Origin of the sequence: Streptomyces sp. NPDC087215, assembly GCF_044744885.1 — a bacterium.
GTDB lineage: Bacteria > Actinomycetota > Actinomycetes > Streptomycetales > Streptomycetaceae > Streptomyces.
Genome location: NZ_JBIUZD010000017.1, coordinates 127,448 through 144,657, shown reverse-complemented (window position 1 = coordinate 144,657; position 17,210 = coordinate 127,448). Strand labels below are relative to the sequence as shown.

Here is a 17,210-nt window from a genome sequence, read left to right as displayed (position 1 = left end):
TCCTCACCCTGCGGCGCCTCGACCCAAAAGCCCACACGCCGGCCTGACCCTCTACCAGGTCCTCGACACCCTTCAGGACCTGCTGCAGTGCTGGATCGGCACCTGCACCACCTGCGGCCGCCCCCTGCCCCGCAACAGAACCCGACGAAGAACCTAACGAAGCACTACTAGCCCGCGCCTGGGAGGTGGCCGTCCCTGACGCATGACCCGAGCGCGGCCCACCGTCGCCCGTGACCATGAAGGGGCGGGTGTCGAGGACACGTCTGCAGTTGATCTCGTCTGGCTGGCGCTCGCCTTGGTGTGCGGCCCCGTTGTGGGCCGGAGGTGTCGCGGCTTGGATGGCCTTGAAGGCGGACGTTGCCCCCGGCGGCGCCAGGGGCAGCGCTGGGCGGGCCGCTTGTGTCAGAGGTGCCGGGTCCGGATGCCGTGGTGCGTGGTACCGCCCAGGGTGGCTGGAGTGCTGTCACCCGGGCGGTATCGCGTCGCGTGTTCGCTGTCAGTCGGTGATGCCGTAGTAGTCGGCGAGGAACTGGGCGATCACGGTGGTGTGGGAGAGGAGCTGGGGGAGGTGGGTGGTGAGGGCGGCTCGGGTGGCGTTGGTGAGTTCGGCGAGTGAGCTGGTGGCGGTGGAGGTGTAGGGGTCAAGGCGTCGGATGAGTTCGTAGTTGCTGGGGATGTCGATGTCGCGGAGGGCTTTGTCGAGTGGGGGTGTGGTGCTGGTGGGGATGGCGGGGAGGATGCGGGAGATGTAGGTGACGCGGTGGAGGACGCGCCAGCAGGGGGGTTTGCGGTCGCTCTGGCGGGCCTGGCGCAGGGCTGCGGCGTTGGCGTCGTTGCTGTTGGCGAGCCAGGTGGGGTCGGCGACCTTGTTGTAGAAGTCGTCGAAGTGGGTGTTGTCCTGGCCGAGGTAGAAGGTCATGAAGCGGTAGGCGTCGACCTTGCCGGGGACGAGGATCGGTTTGCCGGCGACGTCGTACTCGGCGGTGCCGTCGGCCTTGTACTTCTGGAGGTCGCCGTTGGGGTGGCAGACGACGTCGAGTGTGTGGCTCTGGGTGGATTCCTTGGAGCTGTGGCGGGTGGTGGTCATGCCGCCGCCGATGGAGGCGTCGAACTGGACGCCGGCGCCGACTCCGGCGATCTCGAAGCCGATGTCGAGGGAGAGGGTGGCGGAGCCGGAGAGGCTGTAGGAGCCGCCGGTGGTCTGGGTGACGACGTCGACGGTGCTGGTGCTCTCGGCGAAGAAGCCGCCGTCGGCGGTCCAGACGTAGGTGTTGGCGATGTTGCGGTTGGCGAAGGCGTCCGTGGCCTGGTCCGGAGGGTTCTTGTCCGGTGACGGGGGCAGCGGTCCGGAGAAGGACTCCAGGAGGCGCTTGGCCCGCTCCGCGGTGGGGTCGGTGTCCCCGGTGTCGGTGGAGACGCCCGCGTAGTAGCTCTCCAGCTGCTGGCGCTCGCGCAGGATGCGCCGCTTCAGTGCGTACGCTTCGCGGGGCTTGAAGTAGCTGTAGTCGCTGCGCTGGAGGGCGTTCGGGTAGGACGGGTCGGGGACCTTGCCCTGGTCGTTGAAGCCGACCGCGCCGTCGAGGGTGCCCTGTTTGGTGTACTGGGGGTTGAGGGGGAAGTCGATGATGTTCCAGTCCTTGGGGATGTCCGGGTTCGGCAGCATCCGGTACGCCACGAGTGCGCCGGTGTGGGCCAGGCGCAGGGCGTAGACGTCGGCGGTTTCGGACTGGACGAGGGCGAAGCCGGTGTTGGCGGGGATGTAGCGGCGGCCGATGGCGGTGTTGAGGATCCTGGTGGGGTCTTCCCAGTGTCCGGTGAGAGTGGCGGTGGTGTCGCGTTCGGTGGTGGTTCCCTGGGAGACGGTGGTCTCGTCGGTCCAGGCGTTGGAGAACTCGAAGCTGCCGCCGGCGCGGAGCTTGATGTTGACGCTGGCGAGGGGTTGGGCGGTGCCGATGCCCAGGGGTGCGGTGATCATGAGGATCTGGGCGTCGGTGTCGAGTCCGGCGGCGATGTTGAAGGCGGTGTTGACGCTGCGCTCGGTGTCGGAGGAGAGGGTGGAGGTGACTTCCTCGGCCTGGCGGAAGATGACGCTGGAGCAGCCCTCGGGTTCGTGGGTGGTACCGGTGAGGTTCTCGGAGGGGACGGGGGGTGCGCCTTCGATGTAGCCGACGAGCTGGGGGTCGAACTGGATCTGGCTGACCCATTCGCTGACCAGGTCGCCGACCTTGTAGCCGGCGGTCAGGTGCCAGGTGCCGTCGCTGGTGTGGGTGTAGGCGCGTTTGAGGACACCGGTGGTCTCACCGGTGGGGGAGTACTGGACGTCGGCGTACTCGGCGGCGGCGGGCGGGGTGGAGATGAGCTCGTGGAAGGGGGTGCGGACGCCGGCGAGGGCGGAGCGGACGGTGGCGGTGTCGGTGGAGACGGGGGCGGTGGACAGCGTGGTTTTGGGGCGGGTGGTGTCGGTGCCCAGGTCGAGGTGGTTGCCGCGCAGGGAGTGGTCTCGGACGGCTTCGGCGGTGACCGTGGTGGAGGCGGAGTCGAAGGGCCAGTAGGCGAGCAGGTCCTGTTTGTCACCCTTGAGGCGGGTGAAGAGACTGTCGAGGATCTGCTCGGGGGTGCGGGCGGTACGCCACAGCCGCACCTCCTCCAGGGCTCCGGCGTAGAAGTCGCTGTAGGTGCCGGCCTTCTTGAGGGCGGCGAGGGTGAGCTGGTCGTCGCCCCATTCGGTGAGGGGGTTGGTGGCGGGGATGTCGGCGGGGATGGGGAGGCCGTTGCGGTAGATGGTGAAGGTGGATGCCTTCGGGTCGGGGTCGGTGGTCCAGCGGGCACCGCGGAGTTTGAGGTCGAACCCGCCGGCCGCGTCGGTGGTGCTGTTGCCCTCGTTCTCCTCGAAGGTCCAGCGGGCGAGGAGAGCTTCGTCACGGGGCTGGACCGGGTTGCCGAGCCAGTCGGTGTCCCGGGCCCGGCCCCAGATCCGGACTTCGCCCACGGTGCCGGTCAGCGGATAGCGGGTGCTGCCGTCCTGGACGCGGCCGATCTCCAGCGGGCCGTCGTTGCCCCGGGGGCCGGGGCCGGTGTAGCGGGTGGTGCCGTAGTCGGTGCCGTCGGCGAAGAACTGGATGTCCTGCCATTCCTCGACGTCCACTCGCTCGATGACGTCGAGTTCCTGCTCGGTGGTGGTGCCGGAGGAGCTGGTGATGGGGAATCTGCGCTTGCCCTTGATCTCCTGGGTGGTGCGGCCGGCGCGGCGGACGACCGCGATCCGGTGGAAGCCGGCGGTCAGGGCGGTGGAGGAGGTGAAGCGTTTGACGACGGGGCCGGGCTCCTCGAACGCGAACTCCAGTTTCCCGTTCGCCAGGACGGTGAGCTGGTAGGGGACGGTGCCGCCGGTGCCGTCGCCGAGCCGTCCCTTGGAGATGAGGCCCTGCCGGGTGCCGATGGCGTCGATCTTCGCGAAGACCTCGATGGTGAGGTCGCCGGCGATGTCCAGCTGGTCGGCGTCGGGGGTCTCGGCCCACGCGGAGCCGTTGAACCGCAGGGCCCAGGACTGCTCGAACACGGCCGCCAGATGGGCCCATTCCCCGCTGGGGTAGCTTTCCCGTCCGGCGCGGACCCGGTCGCCGACGGCGGCTTGGACGCGGTAGGAGGTGAGGGCGGAGTCGGCCGTCGCCGGGTCGCCCCATACCCCGCCGTGCCGGTTCTGGCCGCTGATGTCGGCGAACAGGAGCTGCGCGTCGGCGAACGGGGTGCCGAGGCGGTTCTTGTCGTAGATCCAGGCCCCGGTGAGTCCCGGCTCGCCGGCCGTGACGCGGCGGAAGCGGTCCGCGTCGATGTCCGCGCCGGCCCGGGCCGTGTTCCAGGTCCGCAGTTCCGCGAGCCGGCCGGAGAAGAAGACGGTGGTGCCGGTGTCGGTGCGGCCCACGATGGTCCCCGAGCCGGTGGTGGGCAGCGCGGTGGCGGTGCGGCGGGCGACCTCCGCGCCGTCGCGGTAGATGATCTGCACCTTGCTGGTGCGGTCGAAGGTGACCGCCCAGTGGTGCCACTCCCCGTCGGTGGTGGCGGTAGGAGTGGCGAGGGTCTGCGCGGTGGTGCCGCTGCCGAAGCCGAAGCTGAATTTCCCGTCGGCGGTGAAACCGATCGTCAGCCCGTTGGTGCCGTTCGCCACGATGGTGTCGACGACGTTACGGCCGGTGGCGCGCTTGAGCCAGCACTCGATGGTGAAGTCCGTCTGGGCCGGGTCGACGCCGCTGAGCAGCATGGCGTCGTTGCTGCCGTCCAGCAGTATGCCGCCCGGAACGGGATCTCCGGGGACCAGGGCGAGTGCCGCCCTGGTCTGCCCGCGGTTGACATGGAGGAGCCGGGAGCGGGCGCTGGGGATCTTGCCCGGGTTGGTCCACGCCTCGGTGGTCAGGTCCCCGGCCGGGGTGGTGACCTGGTCGAGCAGGCCGTCCGGCAGAGCGAGACGGTGCGCGGTGCCGTTGAAGACGAACGCACGGCCCGGTGAGTCCGCTCGCCAGCGGGAACCGTGTCCGGCCGTCCTCGGTGTGGCGGTGCCGTTGGCCACCGGCAGGCCTTCGTCGTCGGCGTGCACCGTCACCAGCCGGGACCCGTACGCGAGGGAGGCCCCGGGGCGGGACGCGGTGGCGCGGTCGGCGTCGTAGCGGACCAGCGACACCGGGGTCCCCGCCGGGAGGCCGGCGGCCGGAGCGGGGGTGACATCGACCGTGGTGGCGCCCTGGGACACGGCGGCGGTCACCCGGTGGCGGGTGGTGCCGATCCTCAGGTATCCGGCGGCCGGTACCGCGAGCGAGCTGCCCGCGGCGAGTGTCACCCGCCCCTGGGCCACGGACGCGACGGTGCCGATCTCGACCGGGGTCTCCGGCAGGCCGTTGAGTACGGCTGCCAGGTCTCCGGCCCGGCGCGGCACCCCGGCGAAGACCTCACTCTCCGTGTCTCGTGTGACCGTCACATTGCACAGGGAGGCGACAGCGGTCCCGTTCGCGGTGTGATCGGTGATGGTGACCGCCGCCGTGTCCATACCGATGGCAGGGTCCCGGGCGGTGAACAGCAGCGTCAGACCGGCCACGATGTGCTGCCGTGCCCCGCGTTCCACCAGGGTGTCCAGATAGGCGGCGAAGAACTGCTGGTTCACTCCCCGGAAGTAGAGCGCCACGCGGCCGGCCGCACTGTCCGCCAGGAACGGGGCCGTGTCCGTCCGGGCGAACTTCAGCAGCGCGCCCGCGCAGCCCAGACCGGTCGCGTCCAGCCCGATGTGCGGCATCGGCAGGACCAGGTTGGCCTCGCCCAGCAGACTGCTGCTCATCAGTGCCAGCAGCTCCTGCGCGGCTTTCAGCTCCGCCCGCTTCGCGGCGAGCTCCCCCCGCCGCAGTGCGAGCAGGTTGCGCACGTCGGCCAGCTGCTGGGTCGTGGCGGTGTACACCCCGAGGGGGTCGAACGCGAGCTTCTCCAGGGCGAAGACCGTGTTGGGTCCCGTCTGGCTGCCGATCTTCAGATAGAAGCCGCGGGCGCTTCTGAGGGTGTAGCCGCCGGTGCCGTCCGGGTAGGCGAGCCAGCGGGCCTCCGTCGGCAGGCTGGTGAGGGTGCGCTGGGCCAGGCTCAGCTCGTAATGCTGGCTGTGGACTTCCCTCGAACCCTCCAGGACCCGGTTGCCGAGGTCGAGGCAGACGAGCGCCACCTCTAGGTATCCCGATGGGTTGCTGCTTCCCGGGAAGGGCATCAGATGCCATCGCTGCCGGGAGCCGGCGACCAGGGTGTTCGGCAGCCTGGCCTCCAGGCAGGTGCTGCCGGGCTGGATCCTGAGGACCGCCGACCAGGTCCGCGGGTCCGTCTCGGCCTGGGCCAGCTGGCCCGCGAGCTGTGTCTCCTGGCTCTCCAGCTCGGTGACGCTCCTCGCGAGGGCCTCTTCCTCCCCTTCGAGACGGGTGACCAGGACCTGCTGGGCGGCGACCTTGTCGGCGGTCTCCTCCGCGGGCCGGCCGATCTCGCTGAGAGTGACCGCGTCGGGGATGTCGGCGAGCCGCCCGTCGCGTCCGACGCCGAAGTCGAGCGCCGCTATGCAGGGCTCGGCGGTGGTGTCGCCGTCCGGGCGGGTGGGGAACGCCAGCAGGACGCGGGCCTGGCGTTTGGCCGGCTGCGGATCCTCCAGGTAGCCGGAGACCGACTTCTCCTGCTGGTAGTAGAGGGTCGCGGACAGTCCCGCGACCGGGGTGCGGCCGGTGAGGGTGAAGCTGTCGCGGCGCACGCCGGGATGTTCGCCGACGGGGGCCTGGGAGGTCACCCACTGCGGAGGGTTGTCCAGGTTGGCGTGGGCGGCGGTATCGGTCTGGTCGTACGCCTTTGTCCCGGCCGCCTCGTCGAAGCGGTAGTAGGCGACCAGGCCCGGTTCATTGCCGATCAGCCGGTAGCGGCTGCTGTCGGCGATCTCGCTCTGACCCCGTGCCCGGTTCCAGATCCGCACCTCGTCGATGACACCGCTGTAGTAGGGGCCGCCCGCCTTGGCCCCGATGTGCAGGAGCGCACTGCCGTCGCCGGAGCTCGGGAGTGCCTTGTCGCCGCTGAACTCTCCGTTGACATAGAGGGTCGCGGTGGTGCCGTCGAAGGAGGCGGCGATGTGTGCCCAGGTGCCCGCCGGGATGTTCTGGAGGGAGGTGAGGGTGCCGCCGCTGTGGTCGAGTGCCACCTGGCCGGTGCCGGTGACGCGCAGTTGGAAGCCGCCCTGGCCGGCGGCGCCGGACCAGCGGGCGAGCACCGGGCCGCCCGCCGCCTGCGGTTTGACCCAGGCCTCCACCGCGTACGCGCGGCCCTGGAACTTCAGCGCGGGCGCGGCCCCCATGTTCAGGTAGTTGCTGCTGCCGTTGAACTGGAGCGCGGTCTCGGGGTGAGGGACGTCGGAGGTGACGGGAACCAGCGGAAGGCTGGTGAACGGGCAGGTCCCCGGCGCCCGCTCGTACACCGAGCCCCGGTAGCGCGGATCGGGGCTGGTCCAGTAGCGGCTGCCCTGGGTGTTGAAGAGCCCGTCCGGGTCCTGCTCGATGCTGAACGCGTCGATCCGGCCGGTGACCGTGTTGTGGGCGAAGAACTGCCACCGCTGCCGGCCCTGCACCGCGGTGGGGGTGAGGACCGCGGTGAACCGGCCCCCGGTCAGGTTGCGGATCAGGTCCAGCTCCTGGGTGGGCTCGAAGAACGCCTTGCCGTCCATGTCGGCGGGGCCGAGGCTGTCCTTCGCCGACGCCGGTCGCGTCTTGTGCCGACTCCGCTTGAAGCGGACCTCCGACACCGGCTCCAGCCGGCCGCCGACCAGCAGGAATCGGTCGCACAGCAGCGTCCCGTCCACCACCGGAACCGGCGTGGCACCCGTCTTCAGCACATCCGCCCGGGTGCCGTCCCCGGTGGAGCCGGAGCCGTCGGTGAGGGGGAACACCGCGTCCGCGTGATCCCGGGCGACAGCCTGCCGCAGCACTACCACGTGCGAGCCGTCGGAGATCACCTGGAACGTCGCACCGGGCGCGGTCAGCCGTCCCGTGGAGGACAGGAACGGATCCGTCTCCTCCGGCGTCAGAACGTCGGCGGGCCCGGCCTCGGTCCGGCCGCCCTTCTTCACCACCGGCATCGCGGTCGCGCCCGCTACCGCGTAACCGACCTTCACCACCTCGGTGGGGAACGGTAACTCGGCCGGGTTCTCCGACCAGTACGCGACGTCCAGCTCCCCCTTCTTCTCGTCGTACGAGGACAGGTCGAGAACCGTGTAGACGATCCTCCGCGCGTCATCGACCGCGAACGCAATCACCGTCCCCTGATGACGCACCATCGTGGTGTGGGTGTACGTACGGTCGCTGTAGATCTTCACCAGACTCTGATCAGCGGTGCTCATGAACCATCCGTCCTTGGACAGACCGCCTCGTGCGAGAGGCGGGGCGGGTGAGTGGACAAGCGCAGGGCACGGGAAGCCGACCGCGCCATGGGGCGGCAAAGAGGAGGTAAAGAAAGGGCCGGGGCACAGCAGACCACACCCCACTCCCACCGGATATCGAACAGAATGCCAAAGCCTTTCGAACGGCTGCGGAATGGCGCATACCCCCCTCCCCGCCACCGCCACACGATCACCCCGCACAGGCCCCCATCAGGCCGCACACCCCCACACCTGGGAAACCAGCAGACCACCGCTACCGTCAGCACCCACCCGCACACAGCGCATAGCCGACACTCAAGCCCTCCCGTCGACCCGGTCCACACCGGAGATCTCAACGACGCCTGCGGTCGGGGTGAGCCAACTCGTCGCGCAGTTGCAGCTCGACGAGTTCTGCCTGCGGACGGAGAACTGGACCGGCCTGGTCGTGGTGTACGCCATGGACAAGCCAGAGCCACGGGGCCGGCTGCGCGCCGTCCTGGAGAAGGACGGGTTCGAGGTGAGGGGACGACTCAACGAGTACGGCACCTCCCTGGAGGTTCACCTCCAAGACCGGCATCTGATCCACACCCGGTACAACTTCATCGTGAATACGATCGCCGAGGTCATGCCGGAAGCGGCGACCATCGCCGACCTACAGGACGGCGTCACGCAGCGACTCGGCCACCCGGTGCCGACCGGGCTGCTCCACACACAGATCACCATTTTCAACATGTCCCTGATGATGAAGCGGGAGGGCACTGAGCCGAGCGAGTCGACGGTCCCCGAGGGGAGGGGGCATGAAGGCCCTGGTAACCGCTGCTTTCCAGAGCGGCGTGATCCCACCACTGTGCACGCGGTTGCCGATCGCCTGCGGGCTGTCCCGTAAATGGGGTCTGGATGGTCTCGTGCAGGGTGGGCCGCTGTGTGGTGGGTGGTCTATCCGGCGAGGGCGAGGTTGTGCATGCGGGCGATACCGAGCATGGCGTGGTGGACGCCGTCGCCTCTGAGGCGGCAGTCGCGGAGGATCTTCCAGGTCTTCATGCGGGCGAAGACGTGTTCGACGCGGGCGCGGACCTGCTTGTGGGACTTGTTGTGGGCCTGCTTCCAGTCGGGCAGTTCCTCGCCCTTGCGTCGCCGGTGGGGCATCACGAGCCCGGTGCCCGGATAGCCGCCGTCGGCGATGGTCATGGTCCTGCCGACAGCGGCCTTGGCGCCGGACTCTTCCCATGCCTTGCAGTCGTTGCGGTTGCCGGGCAGGGGCCGGCCGATCACCACGACGAGCCGGGTGTCGGCGTCGATGACGACCTGGTGGTTGGTGGAGTACCGGTAGTTCTTCGACTGCTCGGCAACGGCGTGATCGCGGGTGGGCACCAGGGTGCCGTCCACGATCAGCACGGTGTCCTTGGCGAACCGCTTGCGGGGCTGGAGGGCGAGCATGGGGCCAAGGTGATCGATGATGCGGTCCACCGCCGACTTGGACACCCCGAACAGCGGGGCCAGTTGGCGCAGGGTAAGGTTCGTGCGCCAGTACGTCGCGACCAGCAGTACCCGGTCCTCCAAGGGCAGGCCCCACGGCCGCCCGCGCCGTGTCTCGTTTTGCGATCTCGCGACGCACTACGGTCACCAACTTGCCGAAGCAGCGCGGGCTCAGCCCGGTGAAGGGGGTTATCCAGGACGGCTCTGACACCGTGATCACACCAGCCACACGAAGATCATCTCAGGCTCGTTAGGGTGCCTTCGTCAAGCCGACGGACTGGAGACCAATGATGAAGCCGGACGATGCCCTGCAACTCGCCATGGCGTTCCTCGCCGAGAGCCAGCGTGACAGTGAACCGCCGCTCGCCATCGATACAGGGCGCGTCAGTGAGAACAACGGCCTCCTGATCGTGCCCTACAACTCGGCTCAGTACCTTGCCTCGCGCGATGTGAGGGAGCAGCTGTTGGACTGCTGGCCCATCCTCGTCGACCTGGAAAACGGCCACGTGCGCTTCGGGCACCTGGAAGAGCGACATCTGTGGAGGCACCCGAGCACCTGACGAGTCCCCGGCTGTCTCGCAACCACAGTTACGGGACAGCCCTTAGAGGGCATCTGATCATTGTTCATGCCGATGCGAGTGAGATGTCTTTTTCGATTCGCCAGGTTGGAGTGGATTCTCCCGTCAGCTCGCGGGCCATTTTGTTAGCCATCGCCCAGTGGATCATCGTCCGGGATCTCTGCGGCAGTGCTTCGTAGTCCCGCGCGAGGCGGCGGTGCTGCATCAGCCAGCCGAAGGTCCGCTCGATCACCCACCGCTTCGGCAGTGGCTCGAAGCCCTTCATCCGGGGCCGCTGTACCACCTCCACATCGATGCCCAGCCCGGCGCCGTGGTTGAGGGCGTTGCTCTGGTAGCCGCCGTCGGCCCAGACCTTGGTCACCGTGGGGTGTGCTGCGGCCAGGTCGTCGAGCAGCAGCTTCCCGCCGGTGGTGTCGGACACCGACGCGGCGGTGACGACGACGGCCAGGACCAGGCCGAGAGTGTCCGTGATCAGATGCCGCTTGCGCCCTTTGATCTTCTTCCCGGCGTCGACGCCCTGGCTGGCCTCAGCGACGTTTCCCGAGGTCTTGACGCTCTGCGCATCCACGACGGCCGCAGTCGGTTCCGCCCTCCGGCCACCGGCCCGGCGGGCCTTGTCCCGTAACAGGTCGTGGACCTGTTCGGTCGTGCCGTCCGCCTCCCACTTCGCGTAGTAGTCGTACACGGTCTTGTACGGCGGGAAGTCGTGCGGCAGGTACTCCCACGGGATGCCGGTGCGGTTGATGTACAGGATGGCGTTGACGATCTCCCGCAGATCGTGCACCCGGGCCGCCGTGCCGGGACCCGTTCGCCCGGCCCGCCAGACGGCGAAGACCGGCTCGATCAAGGCCCAACGGGCATCGGACACATCACTGCGGTACGGACGACGCTCACTCACACACCTCGCAACGACCACCAACGCCATCGGTCACAAAATCATCCTGAACTACCCGCTATCCAGATCAGATGCCCTCTTAGGGGAAGGTAGGCCGTCCTTCGTGCCCCTCGTTCGTTCTTCCAGAAAGAGACCGTGGAGGGTGGCATACCGGATAGGTACACCAAGGACTTCCCTTGGCGGTGATCGGGGCACCGGGCCGTCGGCGTCGGCACCCTGGGCGGCCGACGGCGGCCCGGTGGGGGGATGTTCAGACCTCGTTGGTGGTACTGGGTGGTCTCTTCGCTCAGGACCCGGACGGGGAAGTCAGGGTAGGTTTCCCAGATGTCTCGGCGAACCGGTCCTGTGACCAGTGGTCCTGGAGGAGCGAGGTGGGAGGCTTCCCTTCGGGCCTGTGTTGGGTCATTAGCTGGTTGAGAGGGTCGCAGCGGTGGGATCCGGTTCCCCGGCCGTGTCTCTGCGGCGGGTGCGCGTGCAGGGGTGTCAGCCGGCGATGGTGAACTCGCCCAGGAGAGTCGGCTCGCCGGTGCCGAGAAGGGCGTCGGCGTCGAAGCCCCCGATGCTGGCCGGAGATCCGTCTGCCCGCTGGGGCCTGAAGTGGAAAGATGCCTCGCTGACGCTCCACAGACCGGTTCCCGCCTTGGAGAACGCGAGCGGTGGTGCCGTGCCCGTCGCGTGCACAAGGAGCGTGCCGGCGGCCGGGAGCCCGGTACGCGGGAGCGTGAGGGGAACGGCGATCTGCACGGTGGTCCCGGGTGCCTCGATGGCGGTGCCGAGCCTGAGGCGGCCCGCACCTTGAGGCGTTCTTCGGCTGCATGTACTACGCGGCCATGCGTCCGGCGGAGGTCAATCACCTGCAGATCTCACAGTGTCATCTGCCGAAGAGCGGCTGGGGCATGCTCAACTTGAGCGGAGGTGTCGTCACGGTCGGCAAGGAGTGGACGGACGATGGCTCGGTCCACGAAGTGCATTCCTTGAAGCGGTGAGCCGTCAAGGCCACGCGTCCCGTGCCGATACCGCCGTCGTTCGTGCGCACATTGCGAGATCACGTCGATCGCTTCTGTGTGGCGCCCGATGGCCGAGTGTTCCGTAACGCGGCAGGTGGCTACGTTGATGCAGCGGCCTATGGCAAGACGTGGGAGCGGGCCCGGAAGAAGGTCTTGGCTCCCGATGAGCAGCCGACGCTGCTCGCCAAGAGGCCCTATGACCTCCGGCATGCCGGGATCTCGTTCTGGTTGCACTCCGGCGTGGATCCTGCCGAATGCGCGCGCCGGGCTGGCCAGAGCATCCAAGTGCTCTTCCAGTACTACGCCAAGTTCCTGGACGGTCTTCAGGAGCATTCCAACCGGCTCATCGAGGAGTCGATGCAGGAGTGGAGCCGGCGCAGCGAGGACAGCAGCGCCGAGGGCTGAACCGCGATCTGGCCCGCGTATGGCCCGGAACTACTGGTCAGGACTGGGATACGGATGGGATGAACTGGTAGAAGAGGGGTATTTCTCCCCTCCTTCATGAGAAAGGTCGTGCGCCCCAAGAAGGCGCCTGATCCGGGGAAAAACCCAGGTCAGGCGCTTTCTTTCGTGCCGCTAGAAGAAGCCCAGCTTCTTCGGGGAGTAGGACACCAGCAGATTCTTCGTCTGCTGGTAGTGCTCCAGCATCATGCGGTGGTTCTCGCGGCCGATGCCCGACTGCTTGTAGCCGCCGAAGGCCGCGTGGGCCGGGTACGCGTGGTAGCAGTTCGTCCACACGCGGCCCGCCTGGATCGCGCGGCCCGCGCGGTAGGCCGTGTTCGTGTCGCGGGTCCACACGCCGGCGCCGAGGCCGTACAGGGTGTCGTTCGCCGTGCGGATCGCGTCGTCGAAGTCCGTGAACGAGGTCACCGCCACCACCGGACCGAAGATTTCCTCCTGGAAGACCCGCATCCGGTTGTCGCCCTCGAAGATCGTCGGCTGGACGTAGAAACCACCGGCCAATTCGCCCTCGTATTCGATGACCTGACCACCCGTCAAGATCTTCGCACCCTCCTTCTGGCCGATCTCCAGGTACGACACGATCTTCCGCAGCTGCTCCGCCGACGCCTGGGCGCCGATCATCGTCGCGGTGTCCAAGGGGTGCCCCGGCACGATGAGTTCGGTACGGGTGATCGCCGCCTCCATGAACTCGCCGTACTGGCCGCGCTGGACGAGCGCGCGCGAGGGGCAGGTGCAGACCTCGCCCTGGTTCAGGGCGAACATCGTGAAGCCTTCCAGGGCCTTGTCCCGGAAGTCGTCGTCCGCCGCCCACACGTCGTCGAAGAAGATGTTCGGCGACTTGCCGCCCAGCTCCAGCGTCACCGGCTTCAGGTTCTCGGAGGCGTACCCCATGATCAGCCGACCGGTCGCCGTCTCGCCCGTGAACGCGACCTTGGCGATCCTGGGGGAGGACGCGAGCGGCTTGCCCGCCTCCTCGCCGAAGCCGTTGACGATGTTCAGGACGCCCGGCGGCAGCAGATCGGCGACCAGACCCAGCCAGAAGTGCACCGACGCCGGGGTCTGTTCGGCCGGCTTGAGGACCACGGCGTTGCCCGCCGCCAGCGCCGGAGCGAGCTTCCAGACCGCCATCAGGATCGGGAAGTTCCAGGGGATGATCTGCGCGACCACGCCCAGCGGCTCGTGGAAGTGGTACGCCACGGTGTCGTCGTCGAGCTCGCTGAGCGTGCCCTCCTGCGCCCGCAGCACCCCCGCGAAGTAGCGGAAGTGGTCGATCGCCAGCGGGATGTCGGCGGCGAGCGTCTCCCGGACGGGCTTGCCGTTGTCCCAGGTCTCCGCGACGGCCAGCGCCTCCAGGTTCGCCTCCATGCGGTCCGCGATCCGCAGCAGCACCGAGGCGCGATCCGCCGGGGCCGTCCGCCCCCACGCGGGGGCCGCCGCGTGCGCCGCGTCCAGGGCGAGGTCCACGTCCTCCGCGGTGCCGCGCGCGATCTCCGTGAAGGGGCGGCCGTCGACGGGGCTCGGATTCTCGAAGTAGCCGCCACGCACCGGGGCGACGTACGCGCCGCCGATCCAGTGGTCGTAGCGGGCCTCGTACGACATGAGGGCGCCCTCGGTGCCGGGAGCGGCGTAACGGGTCATGAACATGGCCTCCCTGGGTGGCGCCGGCCGTCCCTGGCCCGCGCTCACCGGCGAGTGTGCGGTCCAGGACGTTGCAAGAGGGTTGCGCCCGAGGTGAGTTCGGCCTCCAGGGAGTCGAGCCGGGCCCGCACGGGGGCGAGCCGGTCCGCCGGTACGGCCGCGCAGAGCGCCCGCCAGACCACCACGTCGTCCTCGCCCCACGCGCTGTACGCCCAGTCGGCGAGCAGCCCCGGATCGCCCCGGCCCACCAGCGCCGCCCGCACACGGCCCGCGAGGCGTTCCCGGAGCCGTACCACCCCGGGGGCGCGGGAGCCCGGCAGCAGCGGACCCGCGTACCCTCCGGCCGCCGCCGCCACGGCCCCCGAGGCCAGTCGCCGGTCCACCGCCGCGAAGTCGGCGTCCACCGTGCCCGCCAGCCGGTACGGACGCGAGCGCAGCACCTCCGGACCCAGGACGGAACGCAGCCGGGACAGCTCCGCCCGCAGCGTCACCGGGGTCACCGACTCGTCCTCGTAGAGCAGCGTGAGGAGTTCCTCGCCGCCCACCCCCTCCGCGCGGTGCGCGAGGACCACCACGATCTCGCTGTGCCGTCTGCTCAGCCTCGTCCGGCGCCCGTCGACCGACAGCACGGCCTCGTCCCGGCCGAGTGCCGTCAGACGCAGCCGTCCCGGCTCGGGGGCGGGTCCCGCGAGGGCCAGGTGTGATTCCGCCGCCCGCGCCACCGCCTGGACGAAGCCCAGGCTGTGCGGGTGCGCGAGCCCGCTGCCGCCCGTGATGTCGATCGCGCCGAGCACCCGGCCGCTGTGCGGATCGTGCACCGGGGCGGCGGCGCAGGTCCACGCGCGCACCGGATGCCGGAAGTGCTCGGCGGCGACCACCTGCACGGGCCGGTCCACGGCGAGCGCGGTGCCGGGCGCGTTCGTCCCCACCGCAGCCTCCGACCAGCGGGCCCCGGCCACGAAGTTCATCCGCCGCGCCCGGCGCAGCGCGGAGGGATGCCCCTCGACCCACAGCATCCGCCCGGCCGCGTCGCAGACCGCCACCAAGTGCTCGCCGTCCGCCGCGTACGCGCCCATCAGCTCACGGACCACCGGCATCGCGGCGGCCAGCGGATGCGCGTCCCGGTGCGCCGCCAGCTCGTCCCCGTCCAGTTCGACCCGCGCGGCCCCGTCAGGGCTCACGCGCGCGCGTGCCGAACGCCGCCACGAGGCGGCGACCAGGGGACGCACCTTCCGGGCACCCGCTCCGGCGGTCCCGGTGACGGGTGGGAGGCTCTCGGAATCCGGGGGTGTGCCGTCGGGAGCGGGGGGTGGGCGGTCCCCGGAGCGGGGAGTCCCCGGGTCCGGGCCTCCGGCGCCCGGCTCCCGCCCCGTCACCGTGTCCGCCCGCCCTGCCATCCGCATACCGCCCAACTCGGCCTCCTCGTCGAGGTCGTCCCGGCCCGTCGCGCTCATCGTCGTGCGGGTGCGAGCCGCCGACAAGCTTCTCGGCGGCCAGGCGATGGGCGCGTGTCCGGGACTCGCCCTTGCGGAGGGAGTGGTGTGACGGGTGGGGCGGAGGGGCCTCCTCCGGGAGTCGAACAGGAGTCGGCCGGGCGCTGACCTGGCACCGACCGTGAGCCGGTCGAGAGCCGACCGTGAGCCGGTCGGCAGCTGCCCCGGAGTCCGCCGGGAGTCCGCCGGAAGTCCGACCGGGACCCGTTCGTGAGTCGGCCGGAACAGCACGGACCACGCAGGAACGGTTCCCCTGCCCACGGTCCTCCCACTCGCCGTCCTCCCGCCGTCGCCCGTGCGGAATCCCCGCAGCACCGAAGGCCGTTCGGCTCGTACGGGGCGCCCGGCTCGCCCGGCCCGTAGGAGACGGCTCACCGAGGCCGACGCCCGCCCGCGCGGCGGGCTTCGCGGGGCGGCGCGCCGTACGGGACCGGCCGCCCGGGGCCGGGCCCACCTGGCCCCGGGCGACTCCATGTCCGATTCCGTCCCGAGGCCCCTGTGGCATCCCGCTGCTCCACCACCCGCCCCCGGCCCCTCTCCGTCATGCTCACGTACAGTGGGGCCGGGCCGTGACTGGCGCTTGAGGTGGATCACCACCGGGGAGCGGCCCGGCGGGACCGCGCCCGGCGCGGCGCCCGTCCGATGCCGTGCGCCTGGGCGAACCACCGTCAGACACGACGCCCAGGAGTTGCCATGTCCACCAGCACCGCCGCCCTCATGGACGGTACGGCCCTCGCTCGCCGCACGGTCGAGGAGACCGCCGCCCGCGCCGCCGAGATCACCCGCCGCACCGGCGTCACCCCCTGTCTCGCGACGGTCCTCGTCGGCGCGGACCCGGCCTCCGTGACGTACGTGAAGATGAAGCAGAACCGGTGCGCCAAGGCCGGAATCCGCTCCCGGCACATCGAACTGCCCGCCGCCACGACGACCGAGGAGCTCGTCGCCGCGATCAGCGCGCTCTCCGCCGACCCCGAGGTCCACGGCATCCTCCTCCAGCACCCCGTCGGCCCGCACATCGACGAACGCGCCGCCTTCGAGGCGATCGCCCCGGAGAAGGACGTCGACGGTGTGACCATGGCGTCCTTCGCGGCCATGGGCTTCGGCCTGCCGGGCTTCGTCTCCTGTACGCCGGGCGGCATCATGCGCCTCCTCGACGCCTACGACGTCGACCCGCGCGGCAAGCGGGCCGTCGTGGTCGGCCGCAGCGCGATCCTCGGCAAGCCCGCCGGACTGCTCCTCCTCGGCCGGGACGCCACCGTGACCTACTGCCACTCCCGTACCGAGGACCTCTCCTCCGTGGTCCGCGAGGCCGACATCCTCGTGGCCGCCGTCGGACGGCCCCACTTCATCAAGGGCGCCGACATCAAGCCCGGCGCCGTCGTCGTGGACGCCGGGTACAACCCGGGCAACATCGGCGACGTCGAATTCGCCTCGGCCGCCGAGCGCGCCTCTCTGATCACCCCGGTCCCCGGCGGTGTCGGCCCGATGACCATCGCCGTGCTCCTCGCCCAGACGGTCGAGGGCGCGGAGCGTCAGCTGGGTCCGCAGGCCGGGTGATGGCGGGGCGGGCGCCGGGGAGGCGGTGGGCCGGGGCGCGGTCGGCGATTGTCACGGTTCTGTACGCGCACGGTGCGGTGGCCGAAAAGGGGTGGCCGCGAGGCCGCCGACGGGCGAACCTGGACGGCGTGTCCCACCCGCCGCCCGCCACGCCGCCGCCCGCCACGCCGTCACCGGACCACGAGCCGACCGCGC

General features: G+C 69.9%; 9 protein-coding genes, 1 pseudogene and 1 riboswitch. Of the genes and pseudogenes, 4 read left to right on the top strand and 6 right to left on the bottom strand.

Features of this window, described 5'->3' with window-relative positions:
• Positions 1-496: 496 nt before the first annotated feature.
• Positions 497-7,891 carry a LamG-like jellyroll fold domain-containing protein gene (locus ACIO92_RS30440; RefSeq protein WP_402283541.1) on the bottom strand — a complete coding sequence of 2,465 codons (7,395 nt, stop codon included), beginning with the start codon at positions 7,889-7,891 and terminating at the stop codon, positions 497-499.
• Between the two features lie 391 nt (positions 7,892-8,282).
• On the opposite strand from ACIO92_RS30440, the gene ACIO92_RS30435 reads away from it, so the two are divergent.
• Positions 8,283-8,795, top strand: a complete 513-nt coding sequence (locus ACIO92_RS30435; RefSeq protein ID WP_401243324.1) for a hypothetical protein — start codon at positions 8,283-8,285, stop codon at positions 8,793-8,795.
• Between the two features lie 50 nt (positions 8,796-8,845).
• Here ACIO92_RS30435 and ACIO92_RS30430 read toward each other — a convergent pair.
• A pseudogene (locus tag ACIO92_RS30430) lies at positions 8,846-9,614 on the bottom strand (transposase).
• A 58-nt stretch (positions 9,615-9,672) separates the two neighbouring features.
• Here ACIO92_RS30430 and ACIO92_RS30425 point away from each other — a divergent pair.
• The gene (locus tag ACIO92_RS30425; protein ID WP_401243329.1) at positions 9,673-9,945 is read left to right on the top strand and encodes a YrhB domain-containing protein; all 273 of its coding nucleotides are present in this window, start codon (positions 9,673-9,675) and stop codon (positions 9,943-9,945) included.
• Between the two features lie 64 nt (positions 9,946-10,009).
• Here the strand turns inward: ACIO92_RS30425 and ACIO92_RS30420 are convergent, their stop codons facing one another.
• Positions 10,010-10,861, bottom strand: a complete 852-nt coding sequence (locus ACIO92_RS30420) for an IS5 family transposase (protein WP_402060146.1) — start codon at positions 10,859-10,861, stop codon at positions 10,010-10,012.
• Positions 10,862-11,341: 480 nt separating this feature from the next.
• On the bottom strand, positions 11,342-11,602 hold the full coding sequence (locus tag ACIO92_RS30415) for a DUF6801 domain-containing protein (RefSeq protein ID WP_402059992.1): 261 nt from the start codon (positions 11,600-11,602) through the stop codon (positions 11,342-11,344).
• A 284-nt stretch (positions 11,603-11,886) separates the two neighbouring features.
• Here ACIO92_RS30415 and ACIO92_RS30410 point away from each other — a divergent pair, with 284 nt between their 5' ends.
• Complete coding sequence (locus ACIO92_RS30410; protein WP_402283544.1) at positions 11,887-12,270, top strand: hypothetical protein; 384 nt, start codon at positions 11,887-11,889, stop codon at positions 12,268-12,270.
• Between the two features lie 171 nt (positions 12,271-12,441).
• Here ACIO92_RS30410 and ACIO92_RS30405 read toward each other — a convergent pair whose 3' ends face one another.
• Both ACIO92_RS30405 and ACIO92_RS30400 read right to left on the bottom strand, forming a co-directional pair.
• Positions 12,442-13,965 (bottom strand): aldehyde dehydrogenase family protein, encoded by a 1,524-nt coding sequence (locus ACIO92_RS30405; protein ID WP_402059998.1) that lies wholly within the window; start codon positions 13,963-13,965, stop codon positions 12,442-12,444.
• Between the two features lie 44 nt (positions 13,966-14,009).
• A complete protein-coding gene (locus ACIO92_RS30400) occupies positions 14,010-15,419 on the bottom strand; it encodes a GAF domain-containing protein (protein WP_402283546.1) in 1,410 nt (469 codons plus the stop codon).
• 598 nt (positions 15,420-16,017) lie between these two features.
• Positions 16,018-16,124, top strand: a riboswitch (ZMP/ZTP riboswitch).
• Between the two features lie 27 nt (positions 16,125-16,151).
• On the opposite strand from ACIO92_RS30400, the gene ACIO92_RS30395 reads away from it, so the two are divergent.
• Positions 16,152-17,015 carry a bifunctional 5,10-methylenetetrahydrofolate dehydrogenase/5,10-methenyltetrahydrofolate cyclohydrolase gene (locus tag ACIO92_RS30395; protein WP_366443620.1) on the top strand — a complete coding sequence of 288 codons (864 nt, stop codon included), beginning with the start codon at positions 16,152-16,154 and terminating at the stop codon, positions 17,013-17,015.
• Positions 17,016-17,210 lie beyond the last annotated feature (195 nt).

Excerpts from the sequence above, each read along its gene's own strand:
- ACIO92_RS30440 (WP_402283541.1), bottom strand. The coding sequence starts at position 7,891 with ATGAGCACCGCTGATCAGAGTCTGGTGAAGATCTACAGCGACCGTACG.
- ACIO92_RS30425 (WP_401243329.1), top strand. The coding sequence starts at position 9,673 with ATGATGAAGCCGGACGATGCCCTGCAACTCGCCATGGCGTTCCTCGCC.
- ACIO92_RS30405 (WP_402059998.1), bottom strand. The coding sequence starts at position 13,965 with ATGACCCGTTACGCCGCTCCCGGCACCGAGGGCGCCCTCATGTCGTAC.
- ACIO92_RS30400 (WP_402283546.1), bottom strand. The coding sequence starts at position 15,419 with ATGAGCGCGACGGGCCGGGACGACCTCGACGAGGAGGCCGAGTTGGGC.
- ACIO92_RS30395 (WP_366443620.1), top strand. The coding sequence starts at position 16,152 with ATGTCCACCAGCACCGCCGCCCTCATGGACGGTACGGCCCTCGCTCGC.